Below are 21,175 nucleotides of genomic sequence, written 5' to 3' on the forward strand. Positions count from 1 at the left end.
GCGGCCCTGCGCCAAAATCTCCATGCCTTGCGATATCGCTGGCGCGAACCACCACGAAAGCGCAAATTTCAGTCCATGCCAAAGCTATCTTAGCGCCTATGCCTTCAGGGCTGGGTCAGCCGTTCGGGCGTCGAGGGTGGCATCGCATCTCAATCAAACAACGATTTGAGCTCGATGCCAAACCTTCATGTGACCGATTGCCAGGTGATGCTCTACATGACCTCCCGTTCCGACACCAAAGCAAGGATGCCGCCGCAGCCAGCGCCGGCTTGTCAAGCGAAGTGAGGATTTGACCCCGCCTCCTGCCCCGTCGCGCTACTGGGCGAGCCGCCTGGAACGCACGTTCGCGGAGATATGGAGGGTGGAATCGGCCAAGGGTCGTCGACAATCGACGATGTTGGTGCTGAGCGAGCCTAAGATACGCGGCCGGATCTTCCGACCTTGGCACGGGTCCTCTATTCCTCGATGGCCTCGTCACTCTCGCCGGGATCGGAAAACCCCGGCATGATGTCGCCCGCCAGCAGCTTGTCCTTCGACAGCAGCCCGGCATCCTCGAGCGCCGTCGAAGTCCGGCAGGTCGCCCAGCGTGTCGAGCCCAAACTCGAGCAGGAATTCTTTCGTCGTGACATACGTATAGGCGCCCCAGCCGTCGGGCTGCGCGGGCCAGAGGCGAGGAAGCCGGCGCCGCGCAGATGACCGATCAGGTCGCGCGAAATCTCTTTGCCAAAAAAAAAATGACAGCTCGCCGCGGGTGATCGGCTGGAAGTAGGCGATGCACATCAGCACCAGCACCTCCGACTGCGTCAGGTGGCTCGTCCGCCAGATCGCTGACCGCCTCGTCGTCGTGGGCTAGACCGAATTCCTCAATTTCTTCCCGGCGCACCACCGCATCGAGCGCACCGATGGCGGCACCTGTCACGATCGCAAGGTCTTCGACGCCCTGTGCTGTAAGGCTGTGCGGGTTAAGAACCGCCCGACGCAGCCAGCTCGAAACGGGGACGACCGGCACGGTCAGAGCGACGCTGGCGATCGGCCCATGCCGGCGGGAAGACGATTAGACGAAGAATCATCCTCGATACGATGAATCGTGACGGCGTTTTAGCAACACAAATGGCAAAAAACCGCCGGACCTGTGAACTGACCCCATAAAGTTGGACGGTTCATTGAGTTGGTAGGTTTAAGGGCTGGTTCCTGTATTGCACAGGGGGCCAGCCCTTTCAGTTTCAGTTTGATGCGGCGGTGGTTGTAATAGTCGATGTAGTCCGTGATGGCGTCGTCCAGGCTTTGAACGGTGTCGAAGGTTCCGGGATGGAAGAGCTCGGATTTGAGGATGGCAAAGAAGCTCTCCATTGGGGCGTTGTCGAGGCAATTGCCTTTGCGTGACATGCTCTGTTGGAGGCCTCTGGCTTCCAGCCTGCGTTGGAATGCCGACATCTGATACTGCCATCCCTGATCCCTGATCGGAATGCAGGATCGGCCGCTCGTCCTCACCAAGCCGGGCGAGGGCTTTGGTCAGCATATTGTCCACCATTTTGAAGCGTGGCCGCCGCGCCGTCTCGAACGCGACGATCTCGCCATTGTAGAGATCCATGACCGGGGACAGATAGAGCTTGTCGCCGGCCAGGCTGAACTCCGTCACGTCGGTCACCCATTTGCGGTTGGCGCGGTCGGCGCCGAACTTGCGCTGCGACAGATCGGGAGCGGTCCGCCCAGCCTCGCCGCTGTAGGAGCGATACTTCTTCGGCCTGACCAGCGACTTCAATCCCATCCCGGCCATCAGGCTCTGGACGGTCTTGTGGTTGACGCGCCGGCCCAACCGGTGCAGTTGCGCAGTCACCCGGCGATAGCCGTAGCGACCCTTGTGGCTGTCGAAGATGGCCTTGATCGCCGCCTTCAGCGCCGCATGGCGGTCCGAGCGCTTCGCTGCTTTCTGTCTGTAATAGAACGTGCTGCGCGCAAGCTCGCCAGCTCGAGCAGCCCCTCAAGCGAATGCAACGGCCTTAACGCCGGGACGGCTTGCGCTTTTTGAGCGCATGTCCCTGCGTTAAGGCCTCCAGTTTTTTTAGGTAGTCGTTCTCCATCCGCAGATGCTTCAGCTCAGCCAGCAGTTCTTCGCGGCTTTTGGCCTCATCACTGGCTGCAACAGGCACTGCGGGGGACGGCGGCTTTGACATGGGTCGTCCTCTGGGACGTGGGCCGAGCGCCTCTATCCCGCCCGCATGATAGCGCTTCTCCCAGCCCGTCAGGCAACTGGCATTGCGGATATTGAACAATGCAGCCGTCTGCCGATACGACAGACCTTCCTCCCACATTCGCTCAAGCACCGACAGCCTGAACGCCGTGTCATAACGATCGTACTTGGCAGATAGCCCGGCATCGCCATGCGCCTGGTACAACGCAACCCACTTGCGAACAGTGGCCGCATCAATGCCATGCATCGACGCCGCACTCGCGTAGCTCTCATCCCCGCCTAAATAGCTATCGACAACCGAGCGCTTGAAACTCTCGCTGTATTTGGACATGCAAAACCCCCGAAGGTTGTGTCCAACTTTCGGGGGTCAGTTCACTGTCGCGGGCCGATTATGTCCGGTAAGCTTGCCTTATCGCACGTAGCGGCAAAACGCCTAGCTGTGAGCTTTCGGGAGATTGTCCATTCGGGCCGGACCGGGGAGACTGGAGTTACCACGCTTCAGCACTCACCGGAGGGTCCGAATAAACATCCACAAGAATGCCCGTCTCACGCAGCGCCTTGATTTCGTCCGGTGTGAATTCTAGCGGCACCGCTAACTGCCGTCGAAGCTGCGCAGCGTCGCCTTGTCGATCGTTCCGGCCCGGGTACATGCCTTCCACGGCGCTGTGGATCGCATCAAAGGCTTCGCTCTTGAACTTTGGCTAGTCGTTATCACTGATCTCCACAAGACCCCTGCTTTTAGCTCAGCCGCCACATTGGCCTTCGATTTTCGCGGGTACGGCCCAGCCACCCCCGAAACGCCCGCAACTGATCGTGATCAATGTCCGCCCGGTCCTGGTCGATTAGCCGCCGATATCGCTCATGAAAGGCTCATCGGCGTGCGTGCCGCCCTGAACCATTACCCCCGGAAGTTCCGGCCGGGCGACCAAAAATAAACGCACAAAACGGGAGCACGTCAGCTCTGACTTTGTCATGGCGCCTCAAGGCAGCAGCAGCGATATGGCCAGCATTTGATCGCGCTGGAGCAAATCTGCGGATTCATTCGTCACCTCATCAAGGTGTGGCGGCGAAGCTCCAGCTTCCTTGCAACTGTCGAAATGCTCAGCCCTTTGGCCAGCTCGGCTAACCCAGTCAGACCGCCAGATCAGAAAGAGCACACTTGCGAAATATGCCAGTTGAAAGAGTAAGGAACAAGCCAGCGTCGTGACGACTACTGTGCCGATGGAATGAGAAGCGAAGTAGACGGTCAGAGCGGTGCTGCACAGGACCAGCCCAAAGACGCGACAAAATATTCTAAAGGGCAACGCCGTTCTCCTTGTTTGTCTCCTCAGATCAGGCTGCGACCTGGTCGGCCGCAACATGGGTCTGGCAGTTCTTCGGGCAGACGCGGCCGCAGGCTCCGCAGCCGATGCAGCGGCCGGCATGGTCGACGACCATGATCATGCGATTGAGCTCGCCATCGAAATCGTCCTCACCGTCGCAGGCGCCGAGGATTTCACCCGCGTCATCGACGCCGTAAAGCTGCATGACCTCGCGCGAGCAGACTTTGAAACAGCGACCGCAGCCGATGCAGGTCGTGCCGTCTATAGCGGTGAGATATTCCGGCATCCATCCGGAGCCATCGCGGGTGGTGAATGTGCTCATCATCGTAACTTGTTCATTTCAGCGAGCTCTCTCCTGGCACCATCCAACTCGGCAAAAACGGCAGACGCTTCCTCGGCCACTTCCTCTATCTTCGTCCATTTTCCCGGGAGATCCTCTGCAAGGTCGCGCAATTTCATCTTGGCAATCGCCGCGCGCAGCTGAAGCTTTCGGACTTTCGTCCCCATCTCATCTAGCTTTGACATAAATCCTTTCCTCGAAATCGGTTTCTTCACGCCGGCGCCACACCGGGACCGGCTTCAGTGGCTGCGGTAGCATCGTCGATCAGTTTCGCACCGGCCTCAGCCAGTTTCCGGAGCATCTCGAAAGCCGAACCGATGAACGTCTTGCCAGGGCCCGGCCGCGGAAAGCATGGGGCCCCAAGTCCTCGTGAATTTCATCTCCATCATTGCCGATGTCATCAGGCCGGAGCGCTCCTCGATCGCGAGCCCGACGGCGGTTTAGAACATGTCGAGCCTCCACAGCACGTCCGGCTCGGGATTGCCGATGACAGGCATCGCACGGCGCTGTTTTCTGGTGACGATGAAGTCGACCAGCAGTTCGGCGTCCGATTGCCTTCCCACGAGCCGTAGGGGTCTTGAGCACGGATCAGCTCACAAGGCATCTGACGAACGGGGTGGCAAGGGCAGCCTCGTCCTCGTTGACAGCCGGGCTGACCGCGGCATCAGACATTTCGCCTTCTCCTCATTTCAGTCCTCTTCCTCGAAGCACGATGTCTGTTGTCTGGGACGCCTACTTCGGGCACACTTGCGCAGCCGACGCCTGGCTCGGCGCCGCCGAGTCCACACAATTGATGTCCTCGGCCGACCTTCAACACGTCCTCGGATGCGAAGTCTTCCACGCGAATTCGCGTCGAGCATCTCTTCCGCCGCAATGCAGGAAGGCAATGAAAATTCGAGCCTCGATGCTGCTGCAAATGATCACCAAGCTTGTTGCGGTCACGCCAGGGAAATGGACGAATTGGCTAGTAAGCCATTTCGACCAATCATCCTTTTTTATCTTTCTTCCTTGGCCGACCGCGCCTTGGCACCTTCGGGAAACTGCTTTGCGCAGCGGCAAAGAGAGCGCCGCAACAAGCCTTCGCATGCAGTCAGCCTTCACTCAGTGTTGCTGATCAATTCGCAAAAGCCGTGCCAACGCGCTCAGCGCGCACTAAACGCTTGTTACACTTTAAAAAAGCCTTTGGTGCCCAAGATAGCCAGTTGTATTGGACGCGACATGTTTTCTGCTGCTGTCCGGTTTGTTTCAACACGCATCACTCGCTTCGCCGCGCCAGAAAAGCGTGGCCACGAATGGCTGACCAGGCATCCGGGCTGGGGGACGAGCAGATGGACATCATGACTGCGTTGACTACCGCTAGGCCCGCCATCATCGTCCGCTTCACGCCACCGGCTTGGGCGCCTTGCCGTTCCGGTCCATAAGGCGGCAGCGGATCTCGCCATTCGCGATTGCAGGGGACCGCTCCATCCGAGCCCGGCCTCGGCCCCCTCGCCCGCCTTACCATTGAATTCCTGGGCTGGTGTCATGGGAGTTCGTCACGACCGAAGCCGGTCCAGCTGTAGCTCGCCAATACCGCCAGCCTCAGATCGATGATGTCGTAGCGAAGCCAGGATGAGTGCCGGCATGTGCGGTCGGTGAGCTCTCCGGGGGTTCCTGCTTTGTGCCGATATGTTCTGTGTTCCCTGTGCTCAGGCACTACAGGGACCGCCTGGTGCGAATGTGAGCGTTGTCAGAATTTGACCAAAGAACGCTCGCTCGCCAACGTGGGTCGGGCGACGGCCGTCCTCGCCGCTAACCCGATACCATCCCTGACGACAACAATGTGATTGATGCGATCGAGTCCCGCCGGCTCCGGCAGAGCACGACACGGTCGCGTTGTTCAGCTCCGGGCCAGTAGTCAGGAGAGATCGCGATAGCGGCAATACGATGCGGCTACGGTCCGAACGCCGCCTGCCGCGCTGAAACGACGCTCTTTCTCGACCTGACGCCGACCTGCAAAGCCCCGGTTTTGACTGCATTGAGGAGCGCCTACCTCTGCCGGCCGTCGGTCTCCGCGTTAAGGATCATCTCGGTCGAGCAGCCCCCCAAACGCGAGACGTCCGCGATGTCTCGGCAACGGCGCGTGCAGATTGGCTCCGAGGAGCTTCGCGAAACTCGGCGCGTTTGCCGCGGCCTTTCTCCGACTTGGCATCAGCATAGGTGACCCAGGGGAGTAGAGCTTCGAACAGCATCGGTGCTGCTTCAAAACCCGTTAGCGAACCAAAAACAGCGGCAAGGGCGGCTCCCCCACTATCCATCTTATTCGCCATCGAAGAGCCGCTCGCGCAGCCGTCGGCCATAAGCGCCCATCACTGTCATGTCGGCAGACGTGTCGATTGCGTGCTGCGCGAGCACCGTGGCCACTGGTTTGCCGGCGCTCGCCAGCCGGTCAACCGACACCCAAGCACCGTGCCGAGTGAGATAGGCAGCGATGTCGGCTCCCGGCTCGGTGTCGTTTCCGGTGCAGGTCGCCTCCGGATCGACGAGTGCGACACGAACTTCCTCAGCATCGGCTAGCAAATCCAGCGCTTCCCGAACTGAACGGGGACGCCTCGACTCGCAAATCCAAGCCCACCAGCACGCGCCGTGGCGACAGAGTCGCCTCAGCGCCCTCCGGCAAGACAAGCACCGGCTTCTGGTATCGAACAGGCTGCCCTTGATAACAAGGGGTCCGAGATTAATGTCGTTGAGAAGCGGGGCCGACGATAGTCAGGTCGTTGCAGAGCGCCCGCTGTCGCACCGCGTCACCGACGCTGGCCTGATCGCAGTAGTGGGTATCGACATCATAGCACCGCCACGTTTCAGCAGTTTGTGAATTTCCCTGGATGTTTTTTCCGAACTGGCCGTGTCCTGTGAAAATCTCTTTGCGTGTACCGTTGTTCCAGTGCGGCAATGGCGTGTGCGCGTTGTCCAGGCCACTCGGGGATGCCACCGCCTAACGGCCGAGGCGAGCATCACGAGCGGTGGAGGCGACATCACCATACAGATACGCGCCGACTTCGGCACACAAGCCGGCAGCTGTCCTGACATCCTGAGCGGAGTGGTCAACTCCCGTCACAAGAGTACGCTTTTGAAGGCCATCTGACTGCTTCTTTCTAAGTATGTCGTATCTTAGGCGCGTTTCGAAGCCGCAAGACTTGCCCTCAGCACGACGGAGATGGGGGTGGCACTACATCAGTTCGCTGTTCAGCCGTCCGGCCACTCGAGCGAGTGGCAGCGCACCGATGCCTATTCACCGTCAACTTCAGGCTCAACGTCCGCCTCCTCCAGCGAGTAGCCGTCGGACCTGATGGTTCGAATGACGCTCCCGGCCGACGTCCTCTCCAGCTCCTTTCTGATCCGGCTGATATGGACATCGACGGTGCGTTCACCGACATGGATCTTTTCCCCCCAAGCTGCGTTCTTTAACTCGAATCGGCTGAACACCATGCCGGGAGTCTCAAGCAAATGCCGCAGCAGCTTGAACTGGATCGGTCCAAGGTGGATGTCGTGGCCGTTACCACGGACTCGGCGGGCATCGACGTTCATCTCTAGCCTGCCACAGCGGAGCGAGCTGCCGTTTTCGATCCCGTTTGAACCCGGCTTTGGCAGCGCCAGCTTCGTCCGTAGACAATCGAGCAGCATCGCCGGCCCGAAGGGCCGCACAAAGCTCTCGTCAATACCTGCCTTCAAGAGATCGAGGTGCTGGTTTTCGGCGCCGGGCGCGATCAGCGCAATAACCAGCAGGCCTCTGTTCCGGAACTCCGCCTTGAGCTGGCCACAGATGGTGGACCCTGTCGAGCTTGCCGGCTGGCAGTCCAGCACCACGGCCTGCGGCTCCCGTTCACTGGCTAATGCCAGCGCTTCCTCCACGCTTCTGGCCAGTTCAATCCTGAAGCCATCCACCCCCAGAATGTGGCTGTAGTACAGACACAACTCCGCATCTTGCGAACAGATCAGGACCAGTGGCTTCATCAGCGCTACCCCAAGAACCACATCGGCCTCGACTGCCTCGATTGAGAGGGCTGGCGATCGCATGTCCTCGAGCCTGACAGGACCTTTTACGAAAATCAGTTCCATCACGCCCGCGCCACCTCGGGATAAGCCTCAATGGCTGCGGTGGCATCGCCGGCCAGTTGGGTACCGGCCGCGGCGAGTTTCCAGAACGTCTCGAAACCGAACCGATGGACGTCGCGCAGGGTTTTCGACAGAACGACCAACCGCCCGGCCGTGAAAAGCACGCGCCCGAAGCCCTCATGGCTCATCTCGATGATCGGGGATGCCATCAGGCCGGAGCGTTCCTCAATCGCAAGCCCGACGGCGGTGTAGAACTTATCGAGCCTCCACAGCACGTCCGGATCGGGATCGCCGATGATTGGAATTGCGCGGCGCTGTTCCCTGGTGATGATGAAGTCGCCCAGCAGCTCGGCATCCGATTTGCCTTCCCATGACCCGTGGGAATCATTGGCACGGATCAGCCGCACGAGGCATTTGACGAACGGGGTGGCAAGGGCCGCCTCGTCCCCGGTGGCGGCAGGGCTAACAGCGGCTTCAAACATTACGCCCACTCCTCATTTCAGCTTTCCTCCTCGAAGGAGGGTTTCTGTTCAGCGACACCTGCCTGCGCCAGCACCTTGCGCAGCCAAGGGGGAGGACACGTCCTGAGCATCATCTGCGTGCGCAACAGCACCTCTTGGATGGTCTGGGGCTGCGGCACTTTGATCGGATGGATCTTTGCGGAAACAAGTTTGGCTGCCGAAGGTCCGCCGATCGCCAGACAAAACAGGAGATGACAGCCCTTTAGCGCTTCCACCTTCGGGGTGATGCGGTCATCGCCCTCAGTTCGATGCTTCCCGCTCTCGTCGGAAACGTCATCGAAGGCCACGGCTTCCACGAGATTCCACTCCTCGCGCATCACGTCGTAGACAGCAAAGCGCCTGGCCGATCCGAAATGGGCGTTGAGGTTCTTCATGTCCTGCGTGGCGATGGCCACGCGCAATGCGCCCGCTTGGCGTTCCGGCGTCGGTGCGTGAACCTCGTCAGTGACGAGCGAGAGGCGACGGACGGAGCTCATCTGGCATTTCTCGCTTACGGAGTGGATCAAGCGCCTCAGGCGTCGGCGCTCGCCCGTTGGCTTCGAAAATGTTGGCAACCTCGAAGATCAGGTCGCGGGTCCCCTGGTAGAGGATTGTGAGCTTGTGCTGGGCCCCGAGCCGGTCGAAGATCGGGAAGCCGACCCGCATGAGCGGAATGCCGAGACGCTGCGCCGCCTGGCGGCCGTGGGAATGAGTAACGAGAAGATCAGCGCCGGCGCCAAGCGCTTCCAAATCGCCGAGATCGCCGATTTGAACCGACTGCGCCGGTACTTCCTCCAGAATTTTCGACATAGCGGCCGTTGTGACCGCCGCCGCGATTTCGGAGCCCATGCCGATGAAGAAGCTCGCGAGTTGGTAGAGTTGGTCTGGTTCAGCAGCGATCGCAATTTTCTTGCCTCCAAAGTGGAAATGTCCGTCGAGCAGAGCGTCCTGCAACTGCGCCCGCCGACGGCGCACCCCAGCCGGCGCCGCCGCGCCCGAAATCGCGCATAGCAGCGAGACGAACCGGTCGGCATCCCTCAATCCCGTCAACGACCGGAACAGCACGTAAGAAACCCCGGTCAACCTCTGCAGCACCTCGGCCGGGCGGCGCATATGCTCACCGATGACAATGCATCGCTCGGCCGTGCCTAGCTCGCGGATATCCTCGACGCTAGTGCCGCCATAGGTGGTCGTGACCCAACGGTCAGGCACCGTACCGTCGAGCGAGCCGGAGACGTCCGGCAAAATCACCGGTTTCAGTCCAAAGCTCTCAACCATCTCACGCAAATGCTCGATGTCAGCCACAGTGAGGTTCCAGCCAGGCAGGATCACGATCTTCTTCGATTGCCGCGCCTGCTCGCCGGGCCGTGTAATCCCTTCGATCATCGCGGTGACAGCTTTGGCCCAGCCCTCTTCGATCGCACCATCGAAATCTGGTGTGTTGGCCAGCACCACCTCCGTACCCGCGAGTTCTTTGGTGCGCTTCAGCCTGATATTGGCGATATCTCCTGCGCAGTCTTCGCCCCGGGTTTCCACCAGCGCGGTCGTGCAAACCCCGATCAGCGTTGGCTTTGTGCGGGCCTTGAGGTTGAGGATCGCCTCTTCCAGATGGTCTGCCCCGCCGAAGATCGTTGCCACCTCGTCCATCGCGGTTGTCTGCAAGGGAATGGCTTCCTTGAAATGTCGCACGAAGAGCACGAGCGCGAAGCTGGTGCACCCCTGGCTGCCGTGGAACAATGGCATCGCGCCGTCGACGCCAAGAAAGGCCAAGGCGGCACCCAGCGGCTGCGATGACTTCAGCGGATTGACCGCCGCCGCTTTGGTCTGGGGAAGGATGCGGCCCATTGGCTTCTCAACACTCGCCGAAATCAGCGGCCGTCGTGCCGGAGAATTCCTGGACAGCATGCAAGGTCACGTTCTCGCTTTTCGTGCGCGGCAGTTCCTCCCCCACCGCAGGCTGGCAATCCCATGGTGCCGGCTCCCGTACCTGGCGCCAGATGGGGTTTTGAATGGCCAGGTCGATCTGGCGTACGAGTTCCACCATGCCGTCATAGCCGGCGTAAGGGTGTTGGCGCTCCTGGTTGATGTCGAGCCAGGGTGTCTTGGCCTTCAGAGCGACGAATTGCGTGCGCCCGCCTGATAGCAGGATATCGGCCTTGTGTTCGGAGAGCATGGCGTAAAGCTCGCGCGCTGCCATCTGCTCGAATATATGGTTGTCGTCCTTGAGGATCTGCTTGATCCGCTCCTTGTCTTCGACGGTCGACTTCTTGACAGAGGTGCCGACGATCTCGATCCCGATCTCCATCAGCGCATGGACGACCGACCAGGACTTCACGCCGCCGGTGTTGAGCAGCACGCGCTTGCCTGCGAGCCTCGGCCGGTAGGCCGCTAGCTTCTTCCAGGCGATCGCCTCTTCCTCTGCAATCAATACCTCGGTGCGGCCGAGGATCTCCGGATCAGCACCCTGCTTCACGAGCAGCTCAGCTATGTTCCGGAGTGCATCCGAGGTATCGGTGATGCCGTAGAAGGAGCCCTCGAAAAACGGGATGCCCCAGCGCTCGTCCATCTTGCGGGCGAGATTGATGAGCGCGGTCGAGCACACCACCATAGCCGCCCGGGCGCGGTGCGCGCAGGCAATGTCGAAGTAACGCGCGTCACCCGGAATGCAGGCGCGCACCCGGATCCCGAGCCGATCCAGCAGCGGCTTCACCAGCCAGAATTCGCCTGAGAGGTTGAATTCGCCAAGGATGTTGATGTCGTGAGGGCCGGGATCGTCGGGCTCGGCCGTGCCGATGACATGATCGAGCAATGCCTCGCCGGCAAGCTTGTTGCCAAGATTCTTGGAGCCGGCGAAGCCCAGCGCATTGACCGGTACAACGGCCAAGCCGAACTTTTCCGCCGCGCGCTGGCAGACGGCCTCTATGTCGTCGCCGATCAGCGCCGTCACGCAGGTTGGATAGACGAAGATCGCCGGCGGCCCATACGCTTCCTTGATCTCGCGGATCCCTTTGAAGAGCTTCCGCTCGCCCTGCCCCATGACAACATCGAGTTCGGTGAGGTCGGTCGTGAAGCTCGTGCGCCACAGCGTTGGCCCGGACGAAGCCGCACCGCGGTTGTCCCAGGAATTGCCCTCGCAGGCGAGCGGCCCATGGACCAGGTGTGCGACGTCGGTGATCGGCTGCAGTACGATCTTGGCGCCATCGAAGGCACAGCCGCCGGCCGCCGCCCCGGGGGTCAGTGGCCTCGAACAGCCCACCTTGCGCGCCTTGGCATCCTTGCCGCGGTTCTTTTCGCAGCCAGGCTCGTTGAAGACATCCTGGATTTTGGCTCTGAGCAAGGACATTGCGTCGGTCTCCAAAGTCCCTCGGGAAGACGACCGGCCAAAGCCGACCGTCAAGCTTAGCGGGTGAGGTCATACGAATAGTCCGTCACGCCCGTCTCGCTTGTCTCGCGATCGAGCTTGTCGAAGATCTTGTCGAGGATCGTCGTCAGCACGCGCAACCCGCCTTGGTAGCCCATCAGCGCGAACCGATGGTGATGGTGGCGATCGAAGATCGGAAACGTCAGCCGGATCAGCGGCGTGCCGGTGTCGCGCTCCAGATACTTGCCATAGGAGTTGCCGATCAGCAGGTCCACCGGCTCGGTGAAGAGCAGGGAGCGCATCGCCCAGAGGTCCTTGCCCGCCCAGACTTGAGCATCCTTGCCGAAGGGCGATGATGCAAGCAGTTCCTTCAACTCCGCTTCCCATGCCGACGTGCCGTTGGTGGCGAGGCAATGGGTCGGCTCGCCGCCCGTCTCCATGATGAAGCGGGCCATGGCGTAGACAAAGTCCGGATCGCCGTAAATGGCGTATTTCTTACCGTGCAGCCAGGATTGGCTGTCCGCCATGGCGTCGACAAGTCGGCCGCGATCGAGGCGGATTGCCTCCGGGATTTGCTTGCCGGAAATCGCGGAAACCTCCATCAGGAAGTCGTCAGTCGCCTTTACACCGAGCGGGTAATGGAACGAGGCCGTCGCCTGCCCCACCCCCTCGCAATACTCCAGGGTTTTTCGGGTGTTGTAATGCTGCAGCGACAGCGTCGCCTCGGCGTTGAGTGCCTTCCTCACGTCTTCGATCTTCGTGCCGCCGTCATACATCCGGTATTCGCCGTCGGACGGCGTGTCGAACTGGTCAGAGGCGTCTTGGATCAAGGTATAGGACACGCCTATGAGGTCGAGCAGGCGCTTGAGTTCCCGGTTGTTGCCAACACAGAAGCCATCGAAACCCGGAATGACGTTGATGGTCCCCTCGGCTTCCGTTCGCTCCTCGCCTTTCCAGAAATGCTCCAAAATCCCCTTGAGCGTGACGTCGTAGCCATCGACATGACTGCCGACGAAGGCCGGCGTGTGGGCGAATGGTACGTCGAAGGCGCGCGGGATCGAGCCTTCGTCCTTTGCGTTCTCGATGAAGCTGTGCAGGTCATCTCCAATGACCTCCGCCATACAAGTGGTCGAGACGGCGATCATCTTCGGGTCGTAGAGTTGGTACGTGTTGGCGAGACCGTCGACCAGGTTCTTCAGGCCGCCGAACACTGCCGCGTCCTCGGTCATCGAGGAGGAAACCGCCGAAGCAGGCTCCTTGAAATGGCGCGACAGGTGCGAGCGGTAATAGGCGACGCAGCCCTGGCTGCCGTGGACGAAGGACATGGTTCGCTCGAAGCCTGCGGCCGCGAACACCGCGCCGAGCGGCTGGCAGGCCTTGGCGGGGTTCACGACAAGCGCTTGGCGAGCAAGGTTCTTTTCGCGGTATTCCCACGTCTTGGTGAATTCGCCTTGGTCGGTAACGATCTGGTCCGGGTGAGGACATTCGAAATTCAGCCTCTTCTCGGCGAGCATCTGCCTGTATTCCGGCTCGCGGAACAGGGGCGCGTGGTCGAGAACTTTTTCAGCCGACTGCGGCATGGGTGGTTACCTCTTTCCATCTGGCCCGCCATACGGCGGCACAGGGACGTCGAAACGTTTTCAGGTCTCCCGCGGACAAGCGGCCACAGGCGTTCGCGGCCTCCCGGCTTCCGGGAGGCCAGGGTTTCATTCGGCTGCGATCGCCGCCGACGGCTCGGCTTTTTTCTTCCAGGGGGCGTCGTAGAGGTTCCAGACCGGGTTGTTGATGGCCAGGTCCATATCGCGCGCGAAGATGGCGAACCCGTCGTAGCCATGATACGGGCCGGAATAATCCCAGGAATGCATTTGACGGAACGGTATGCCCATCTTCTGGACCGGGTACTTTTCTTTGATGCCGGAGCCCACGAGATCAGGACGGATCCCCTCGATGAACTTCTCCAGCTCGTAACCAGTCACGTCGTCATAGATCAGCGTGCCCTTTTTCACGTAGTGGCCGGTGCGCTGATAGTCGTCGTTATGGCCAAATTCATAGCCAGTGCCGACGATCACCATGCCCAGGTCCTCATATGCGGTGACGACGTGACGGGGGCGCAGCCCGCCGACATAGAGCATCACCGTCCTGCCTTCGAGGCGCGGCCGGTACTTGGCTATGACCGCCTCGACCAGCGGCCGGTATTTGGCGATGACCGCCTCGGCCTTCGCCTCGATTTCCGGCCCGAAGTGCTTGGCTATCTTGCGCAGAGAGGCTTCGGTCTGGGAGGGCCCGAAGAAATTATACTCCATCCAGGCGATGCCATACTTTTCCTCCATGTGCCGGCAGATGTAGTTCATCGACCTGTAGCAATGGATGAGATTGAGTTTCGCCTTTGGCGCTCGCTCTATTTCGGCCAGCGTAGCGTCGCCCGACCAGTTGCCGACCACGCGCAGACCCATCTCCTCGAGCAGGATGCGCGAAGCCCAGGCGTCGCCGCCGATATTATAGTCCCCGACCACATTGACATCGTACGGGCCGGCCTCGAACTCGAGGTCCTTCTTCTCGAACACCCAGTCGCGGATCGCGTCGTTGGCGATGTGGTGGCCGAGGGATTGCGAGACGCCGCGGAAGCCCTCGCAGCGCACCGGCACGATTGTCTTTCCGTGCTGCTTGGCCTTGTTGCGGGATACAGCTTCGGTGTCGTCGCCAATCAGGCCAATCGGGCATTCGGATTGCACAGTCATGCCCTTGTTCAGCGGAAACAGTTCCTCGATCTCGTCGATGATCCGTTCGAGCTTCTTGTCGCCGCCGAAAACAATGTCCTTCTCCTGGAAATCGGAGGTGAACTGCATGGTGACGAACGTGTCGATGCCGGTCGTGCCGAGGTAGTAGTTGCGGCGTTGAGACCAGGAATATTGCCCGCAGCCGACCGGCCCGTGCGAGATATGGACCATATCCTTGACTGGACCCCACACCACTCCTTTCGAGCCGGCATAGGCGCAGCCGCGAATCGTCATCACGCCGGGGATGGACTTGATGTTCGATTTGACATCGCATTCAGAAAGGACCTCGCTTTCCTCGCCAGCCTCGTCGCCGCTTTTTGCGACGCTGAGGTGCTTTTTGCGGCGCTTCGCCGACTTGTCAGGATATTGCGACAGCACTTCCTCGATAAGCTTCGCATGGAGGGCACCGTCATTCTCGTATTCCAGGCTCATGGGACCCCTTTCAAGGTTCAGGGACGCCTCACCGACGAGGCGCCGTTCTTTGAAAGGCGCACCAGGTCAGGCGGCGCCTTATGTCGCAGCGGTCGCTACTGTGCGGCCGCCTTAGCCGCTTCCTTGACCTGAAGCTCGGCAAGCATCTGCTCGTCGGTCTTCATGATGCCGAAGTCGAGCAGCATGTCCTCGAGCTCCTCCATGGTGATCGGGGTCGGGATGGTGCCCTGGCCCGAATTCCCATGGATCTTCTCGGCCAGCGCCCTGTATTCCCCGGCCTGCTTGGAGTCCGGCGCATACTGGATCACAGACATCTTCCTGAGCTCGGCGTGCTGGACGATGTTGTCGCGCGGCACGAAGTGGATAAGTTTGGAATTGAGCCTGGAAGCAAGCGCCTCGGCGAGGTCGAGTTCGCGGTCGGTTTGGCGCTCGTTGCAGATCAGGCCGCCGAGCCGCACGCCGCCCGAATGGGCGTATTTCAGGATACCCTTGGCGATGTTGTTGGCGGCATAGAGCGCCATCATCTCGCCGGACATGACGATATAGATTTCCTGGGCCTTGTTCTCGCGGATCGGCATCGCGAAACCGCCACACACCACATCCCCGAGCACGTCGTAGGAGACATAGTCGACGTCGTCGTAGGCGCCGTTCTCCTCGAGGAAGTTGATTGAGGTGATCACGCCGCGGCCGGCGCAGCCGACACCCGGCTCGGGCCCGCCCGACTCCACGCATTTGATGCCTTTGTACCCGACCTTGAGCACGTCCGCGAGTTCCAGGTCTTCCACCGAACCTTCCTCTGCCGCGAGGTGCAGCACCGTATCCTGCGCCTTCGCGTTCAGGATCAGGCGGGTGGAGTCGGCTTTGGGGTCGCAGCCGACGATGAGGATTCTCTGCCCGAGGTCGACAAGGGCGGCGAGCGTATTTTGGGAGGTGGTGGACTTGCCGATGCCGCCCTTGCCGTAAAAGGCGATCTGACGCAAACCTGACATGTAGCTTTCCTTCCTTCGTTCCATTCATCGCGGCTGCCGCGACATGAATGCCGGTCGGGCAGCTGTAGCCGCCTCGCACCTAAGGATCTCAAGACTCGTGCCAATTTGGCTGATCGAACCGAAGAATAATTTGATGGTTGCTTTTCAGGGGTTTAGCCTGAGGGCCAAAGAAAGGATCGTCGCAACAGACCGTGTAGCGGACCCGACAATGGCGACACAAAGCGTCGGATCGCGATCCTCAGTCACCGAATTCGTTTGAACCGCGTCGTTATGTTGAAGTGGACGAACAGCAGCTCGATCCTGTTGGGTGAATTGCGGGATGCTGTCTGTTCCGGCGAGCTGACGTGCTTGCTCACGCGTGTCATCGTGGACACTCCGCGGAATCTTGCGCCACGCTGGCATGCCTTCGATCCAGCCATCCATAGGGCCGCGGATCGAAAGTTCCGCTATATCAGCAACCCGAGGGGACTCGGCTCACTTATCGGCGCAGGAGTTCAGTATCGGCGTCATCGCCTTCACATGTTCGTCCATCCGCTTGAGCACTTTCGCTGCGACAACGTCGCGCTCAGGCAGATGCCACCAGTACTCGTTGACGAGTTTGACCGTCTCGACCACTGCCTTTAGGACTGCCGGCTCCGGAAGCCTTGCGCGGTTCGCAAATGCTTTCCATCGCGGTGCTGCTAGCGCCTTGAACGAGCGCTCTCCTCCAAGCGACAGCGCCATGGCGTCGGCGGGAATATATGGCACAGTGGACAGGACGTCGTAGATTGGTGCAAGCGCCGGCTTGTCGCCGTTTCCGGGATACATCAAAGACCAATTCTTCAGGTGCATGTCGCCATTGCCGGTGATGACGCTCAGTGCCAGGCGGCGGACGAAATCGAGAGCCGCCGTAGGCGAGACGGCCACGCCAAGAGCCAAGGCTATGTCGTGATAAGCGGCCCCCTCATATTTGCGCGAGGGGTAGACACCGAAGACCTGAGCGAAATCCTCGATGTGTATCCTCTCGCCACCGGCGCCGCGATCGAAGCGTTTGACGAGAAGGACCTTGCCCTCCGACAGCGTATTGAATTCTTCGGGAACGCCCTCAAAATCGGACTTCTCGACCAGTTCGCATTCAGGAACCTCCATGCCGATTGCTGCTGCCAGCGCCAGGTTGGCGAATTCGTTCTCGGAAACGCCCGGAAACGCCGTCGAAGGGAACTTGGCAATGTACCGGCCCTGCTCGTCGTCCATCGGCAAGGTAAGGCCGCCGCCTTTTCCAATGTTCTTCATGACCGACAGCTTCATCTGCACGCCGGCAAGCGAGAACCGTGCCTTGGGGTGATCCTTTGAGCCATCCTTCGAAACCGTTATCGCGCCGTCACTGGGCAACGCCCGTACGGCTCCCGGCAGATCGGCGCCCAGTGCCGCTAAAAGATCGAAATCATTGCCTGGCCGCACATTGCCTTCGTGATGCCTTTCCATCGCCTCCCGCAATTTCTCCTCCGGCAGGAGGTTCGCGAAGAAAGCGGGCAAGGCGCTTGCCAGAGGCTTTGGATCTTTCCGCAATCCTCCCGTCGCTGCCCGGAACGACAGGCTGAGAACCGGAAAGCCGCCCGTCGCGCGGTAGGCGTCATCGAAGTTGAACGCATTGAAATCGCCCGGCGTCCTGACGATTGTGCCGATCTTCACTGCATTCAAGAGCACGTCCAGTGACGGGATCGTCTTAGGTGCGCGAAAGACTGGAGCCATGATCGTCATCGTCAGGTTGAGAAACAAAGGCGGGTCGATCGTCATCATCATGCGGACGCAATAGAGCCTGGACAGCCGGCACCATGGCTTGCGGAACCAGCATCATTTCCAGACCGAGCGCGCGAGCGATATTCATGAGCGTCGTCGCACGCGCGGCTGCGGCTCCCTTTTCGATGTCGCGATATCGGGGACGGGATATACCCGCCAAATCGGCGACCTGCTCCTGCGTCATCGCAGCGGCCAACCTCGCCTGCCTGAAAAACCCACCGATTTCCCGTAGAATTTCCGATTGAGAGTCCATAACGCAACCTATACGATCTATTCCAATGCGCGATGGTACGCAAAGGTATCTCATCCAGCGAGTAGTTTCAATGCTTTATGATCTGTTTACGTATCATATGTGAAGAAAATGATATGGAAAGAGATCAATATTCCTCTCTCTTTAGCGCCGCGCGGCAACGTCGTTCCTCCGAGAACTGAACCGCACCGGGTTTTCCGGAGGCCGTTTCGTTGAGTCACGCGGCCATGGCTGGGTCATACAGAATGGCGTAGTAGCGTTCCTCAGCTTCGGCCGGCGGAATGTTGCCGATGGCCTCCAGCAGCCTGCGATTGTTGAACCAATCGACCCAATCGAGCTACCGAACTCGACGGCTTCGAAGTCGCGCCATGGTCCGCGTCGATGGATCACCTCGGCCTTGTAAAGGCCGTTGATCGTTTCGGCGAGAGCATTGTCGTAGCTGTCGCCGACGCTGCCTACCGAAGGCTCAACGCCGGCCTCCGCCAGGCGCTCGGTGTATCTGATAGAGTCGTATTGGGCGGCCTCTATCGCTGTGATGGATCAGCCTGCCCCCCTGCACGGGCCGCCGATCATGGAGAGCCTGTTTCAGAGCGTCCAGAACGAAGCTGGCATGCGCCGTCCGGCTCACCCGCCAGCCGACGATCCTTCGCGCATAGGTGTCGATGACAAAGGCGACATAGACGGAGCCCGTCCAGGTCGCGACGCAGGTCAAGTCGGAGACCCACAGCATGTTCGGCGCCGGGGCATGGAATTGGCGATTAGCGTGATCGAGAGGGCAAGGTGCGGCCTTGTCGCTCACCGTGGTGCGGATCGGCTTGCCGCGGATGATGCCCTCAAGACCCATGGCCCTCATCAGTGGGGCAACCGTGCAGCGGGCGACGTCGAGCCCTCACGCTGTAACTCCCGCCAGACCTTGCGAACGCCGTAGACGCGGAAGTTGGCCTCGAACACGCGTCGGACCTCATCCTTCAAGGCCATGGCCTCATCCCGCTTCGCCCGAGCCGACAGCCGGGAAGGATCGATGCGCTTGGCGACATGGTCGTGGTAGCTCGACGGGGCACGGCAGCACCTTCCAGATTGGCTCGACCCGATGCGGTTGCCACGTCCGAAGGCACGCCGGCGAGCACGGTTCATACAGCTGCTGTGGCCACCGTCCACCGGCTTTTCTTCGTAATAGGCCTAGTGCATGCGTCGCTGCAGACGGCCAACTGAAAGAACATTCAGCCAACGGCTATTTGACCTCGGCGCCGATGCACTCGACGGTGGTCCTATGAAAGAGACGGGCTGCTTCAGATGCCGCACAGCCTTCATTTAGCTGAGTCGAGTGATTTCGGAGCGCTGATTGGGTTTGTTTCGGACGGCGTCCACCCTTTCGCCCGCGTTCGCGGGCTGCCTGTAACCGGGGCACCGTGGGCATTTTTAGAATAATACCCGCTAAGGTAATTCGAAGTTGTTTGGATTCACCGGTTAGCTCGGATCGGCCTGGAGCGTTCCCGGGTCGGTCAATCTCGTTCCAGAGATAGTCTTTGGTGAATGCGATATGAGCCAAGGAGCGGTGCGACCTGGGAGAGCAATTCGACGGAATATCGATGCCCTGGCCGCGGACATAACCGACAGGGGCTGAGATGACGGTAAGCGCGTAAGCTAGGCCCCGTGTCAGCATCACCAGAGCTGACAACCCTTGGACGGCTCGCAGCGTCGGGGACGACTATGGGGTGGCGACAAGGCGCAGCTTGAGGTGCCCAGACCGGCGCTTGAGAAGGCTCTAACTCAGGCTGGCTAGACCTCCGACCCGACAAGCTAACACAAAGACGCAACGCACCGTTCGAGTTTATTGCTGGCAACAAGCCGGCTCCCCAATTAGAGGATTTCCCGGCTTAATTTCCAGCGTCGACTTGACTGCAAAAGACTTTCGCTGGAAGTGTCGACCTAGATTCGGGGGGCTCCATAAAATGGCAAGCAAGGCAAAATCGCGGAAGCGCGTTGGAACTCTAGAAGACCGGTTTATGGACGCCGTTAGAGAATTGTCGGGGGGCGGAAAAGTGAGCGTTAAGAACGCAGCCCTTTTCAATAAACTGGGTTGGATAGAAGAACGTTACACGACAACTAAGGACCGCCTGAGGAAGAATGGACTGATAAGAGGAGGTCCCGGTGGGACTATGTCCCTCCCCCAAAATGCGGCTAGCCCCAGTCCCAAGCCTCTCAAGGCGTTTATCTCCTACTCGCATGCAGATGCGGCTATCAAGGTTGACCTTCTAAAGCACCTTACGCCGCTGAGCCGACTTGGTCTTGTCGAGGCTTGGCACGATGGCGAAATCGAGACTGGCGACAAATGGGCGGACGCCATCAAGGGCAATCTAGAGAGCGCCGACATTATCATCCTCCTGATAAGCGTTGACTTTATCAACTCGCGTTATTGCAACCAGATTGAGCTAACTCACGCGATGGAGAGAGAGGCCAACAACACGACGGTTGTTATTCCAGTGATCGCGAGAAATTGCCTGTGGCAGGAAGAGCTCTTCGGCTCTTTTCAGGCGACCCTCAAGGGTACATCGATCGCAAGTTTCAAGGATCGCGACGAAGCTCTGACTTTGGTCGCGGCAGATATCAAGGAAAAAGCCCTTTCCATGCTTGCCAAAAAGAACGGGGTTGCTCCTTCCTAGATGTGCAATCTGCACAACATCACCACGTCGCAAGAAGCCATACGCCAGTGCACCAGGGCTCTGCGCGACCATCTCAGTCAAGCCGATCCATGCGCCTCTAATGGGCGTTGGGCACCTTGCCGGGAAGTGCTGTGGATAGCCGGAGGCACCTCACGACCGACCGCGCATGACTCGGGGGCAATGGTTGTGTGCGTCAAGTTCTGCAAAATGGGGCAGCCATGATGCTGGTCATGATGCTGGTCATGCAGCTTGGCGCAGAGCGAGCTTTTTGTGCTCGCGCAGGTCGTCCATGTTGATGTATCGGTTGGCCTCCATCCAGTTTTCATTGGTTTCGACGGCCAACGCCCTGACCAGGCGCAGGCAGCTTTCGGTGTTGGGGAAGATGCGCACGACATAGGTGCGCCGGCGGATTTCCTCGTTGAGCCGCTCCAGCATGTTGGTGGATTTGAGATGCTTGTGGTGCTGTCTCGGCAGCC

Annotated in this window: 17 protein-coding genes and 4 pseudogenes; 2 read left to right on the forward strand and 19 right to left on the reverse strand. The window is 59.8% G+C overall.

The window, feature by feature from the left end; translation table 11 throughout:
- Positions 1–455 precede the first annotated feature (455 nt).
- The 6 genes and pseudogenes from scpB to NKK50_RS30880 form a co-directional block, all read right to left on the reverse strand.
- A pseudogene (scpB, locus tag NKK50_RS30850) lies at positions 456–819 on the reverse strand (SMC-Scp complex subunit ScpB); the annotation flags it as partial.
- A 341-nt stretch (positions 820–1,160) separates the two neighbouring features.
- Positions 1,161–2,522, reverse strand: a pseudogene (locus tag NKK50_RS30855) (IS3 family transposase).
- A 649-nt stretch (positions 2,523–3,171) separates the two neighbouring features.
- Positions 3,172–3,615 carry an exopolysaccharide production repressor protein gene (locus NKK50_RS30865; protein WP_352544337.1) on the reverse strand — a complete coding sequence of 148 codons (444 nt, stop codon included), beginning with the start codon at positions 3,613–3,615 and terminating at the stop codon, positions 3,172–3,174.
- Positions 3,524–3,838 (reverse strand): ferredoxin III, nif-specific, encoded by a 315-nt coding sequence (fdxB, locus tag NKK50_RS30870; protein ID WP_352544338.1) that lies wholly within the window; start codon positions 3,836–3,838, stop codon positions 3,524–3,526. The genes NKK50_RS30865 and fdxB overlap by 92 nt, the downstream gene beginning before the upstream one ends.
- Positions 3,835–4,038, reverse strand: coding sequence for a CCE_0567 family metalloprotein (locus NKK50_RS30875; RefSeq protein ID WP_352544339.1), 204 nt, complete (start codon positions 4,036–4,038; stop codon positions 3,835–3,837). The genes fdxB and NKK50_RS30875 overlap by 4 nt, the downstream gene beginning before the upstream one ends.
- Positions 4,039–4,064: 26 nt before the next feature.
- A pseudogene (locus NKK50_RS30880) lies at positions 4,065–4,525 on the reverse strand (NifX-associated nitrogen fixation protein).
- 201 nt (positions 4,526–4,726) lie between these two features.
- On the opposite strand from NKK50_RS30880, the gene NKK50_RS30885 reads away from it, so the two are divergent.
- Positions 4,727–5,194, forward strand: a complete 468-nt coding sequence (locus NKK50_RS30885; protein ID WP_352544340.1) for a hypothetical protein — start codon at positions 4,727–4,729, stop codon at positions 5,192–5,194.
- A 957-nt stretch (positions 5,195–6,151) separates the two neighbouring features.
- On the opposite strand, the gene NKK50_RS30890 is transcribed toward NKK50_RS30885, so the two are convergent.
- The 12 genes and pseudogenes from NKK50_RS30890 to NKK50_RS30945 all read right to left on the reverse strand — a co-directional run.
- A complete protein-coding gene (locus tag NKK50_RS30890) occupies positions 6,152–6,412 on the reverse strand; it encodes a putative universal stress family protein (RefSeq protein WP_352544341.1) in 261 nt (86 codons plus the stop codon).
- 708 nt (positions 6,413–7,120) lie between these two features.
- A complete protein-coding gene (locus tag NKK50_RS30895; RefSeq protein WP_352544342.1) occupies positions 7,121–7,951 on the reverse strand; it encodes a response regulator transcription factor in 831 nt (276 codons plus the stop codon).
- Entirely contained in the window at positions 7,951–8,430 is a 480-nt protein-coding gene (locus NKK50_RS30900; protein ID WP_352544343.1) for a NifX-associated nitrogen fixation protein, read from the reverse strand. Before NKK50_RS30900 ends, NKK50_RS30895 begins: the two co-directional genes overlap by 1 nt.
- Positions 8,431–8,447: 17 nt before the next feature.
- Entirely contained in the window at positions 8,448–8,945 is a 498-nt protein-coding gene (gene nifX, locus NKK50_RS30905; RefSeq protein WP_352544344.1) for a nitrogen fixation protein NifX, read from the reverse strand.
- Positions 8,911–10,293, reverse strand: coding sequence for a nitrogenase iron-molybdenum cofactor biosynthesis protein NifN (nifN, locus tag NKK50_RS30910; RefSeq protein ID WP_352544345.1), 1,383 nt, complete (start codon positions 10,291–10,293; stop codon positions 8,911–8,913). The genes nifX and nifN overlap by 35 nt, the downstream gene beginning before the upstream one ends.
- Positions 10,294–10,300: 7 nt before the next feature.
- Entirely contained in the window at positions 10,301–11,791 is a 1,491-nt protein-coding gene (gene nifE / locus NKK50_RS30915; RefSeq protein WP_352544346.1) for a nitrogenase iron-molybdenum cofactor biosynthesis protein NifE, read from the reverse strand.
- Between the two features lie 56 nt (positions 11,792–11,847).
- A complete protein-coding gene (gene nifK, locus NKK50_RS30920) occupies positions 11,848–13,389 on the reverse strand; it encodes a nitrogenase molybdenum-iron protein subunit beta (RefSeq protein WP_352544347.1) in 1,542 nt (513 codons plus the stop codon).
- A 126-nt stretch (positions 13,390–13,515) separates the two neighbouring features.
- Complete coding sequence (gene nifD / locus NKK50_RS30925; protein ID WP_023690555.1) at positions 13,516–15,018, reverse strand: nitrogenase molybdenum-iron protein alpha chain; 1,503 nt, start codon at positions 15,016–15,018, stop codon at positions 13,516–13,518.
- A gap of 95 nt (positions 15,019–15,113) precedes the next feature.
- Positions 15,114–16,007, reverse strand: coding sequence for a nitrogenase iron protein (nifH, locus tag NKK50_RS30930; protein ID WP_023706403.1), 894 nt, complete (start codon positions 16,005–16,007; stop codon positions 15,114–15,116).
- Between the two features lie 474 nt (positions 16,008–16,481).
- Positions 16,482–17,738, reverse strand: a complete 1,257-nt coding sequence (locus NKK50_RS30935; protein WP_352498736.1) for a type II toxin-antitoxin system HipA family toxin — start codon at positions 17,736–17,738, stop codon at positions 16,482–16,484.
- A complete protein-coding gene (locus NKK50_RS30940) occupies positions 17,713–18,039 on the reverse strand; it encodes a helix-turn-helix domain-containing protein (RefSeq protein WP_023690557.1) in 327 nt (108 codons plus the stop codon). Before NKK50_RS30940 ends, NKK50_RS30935 begins: the two co-directional genes overlap by 26 nt.
- Before the next feature lie 214 nt (positions 18,040–18,253).
- Positions 18,254–19,123, reverse strand: a pseudogene (locus NKK50_RS30945) (IS3 family transposase); the annotation flags it as partial.
- Between the two features lie 865 nt (positions 19,124–19,988).
- Here NKK50_RS30945 and NKK50_RS30950 point away from each other — a divergent pair.
- The gene (locus tag NKK50_RS30950) at positions 19,989–20,699 is read left to right on the forward strand and encodes a toll/interleukin-1 receptor domain-containing protein (protein WP_023727169.1); all 711 of its coding nucleotides are present in this window, start codon (positions 19,989–19,991) and stop codon (positions 20,697–20,699) included.
- Between the two features lie 240 nt (positions 20,700–20,939).
- Here NKK50_RS30950 and NKK50_RS30955 read toward each other — a convergent pair.
- A partial coding sequence (locus NKK50_RS30955) for a transposase (protein WP_352544348.1) occupies positions 20,940–21,175 on the reverse strand: 236 nt, incomplete at its 5' end.

Source organism: Mesorhizobium sp. M0001, from assembly GCF_040324255.1.
In the GTDB taxonomy this organism is placed as follows: domain Bacteria; phylum Pseudomonadota; class Alphaproteobacteria; order Rhizobiales; family Rhizobiaceae; genus Mesorhizobium.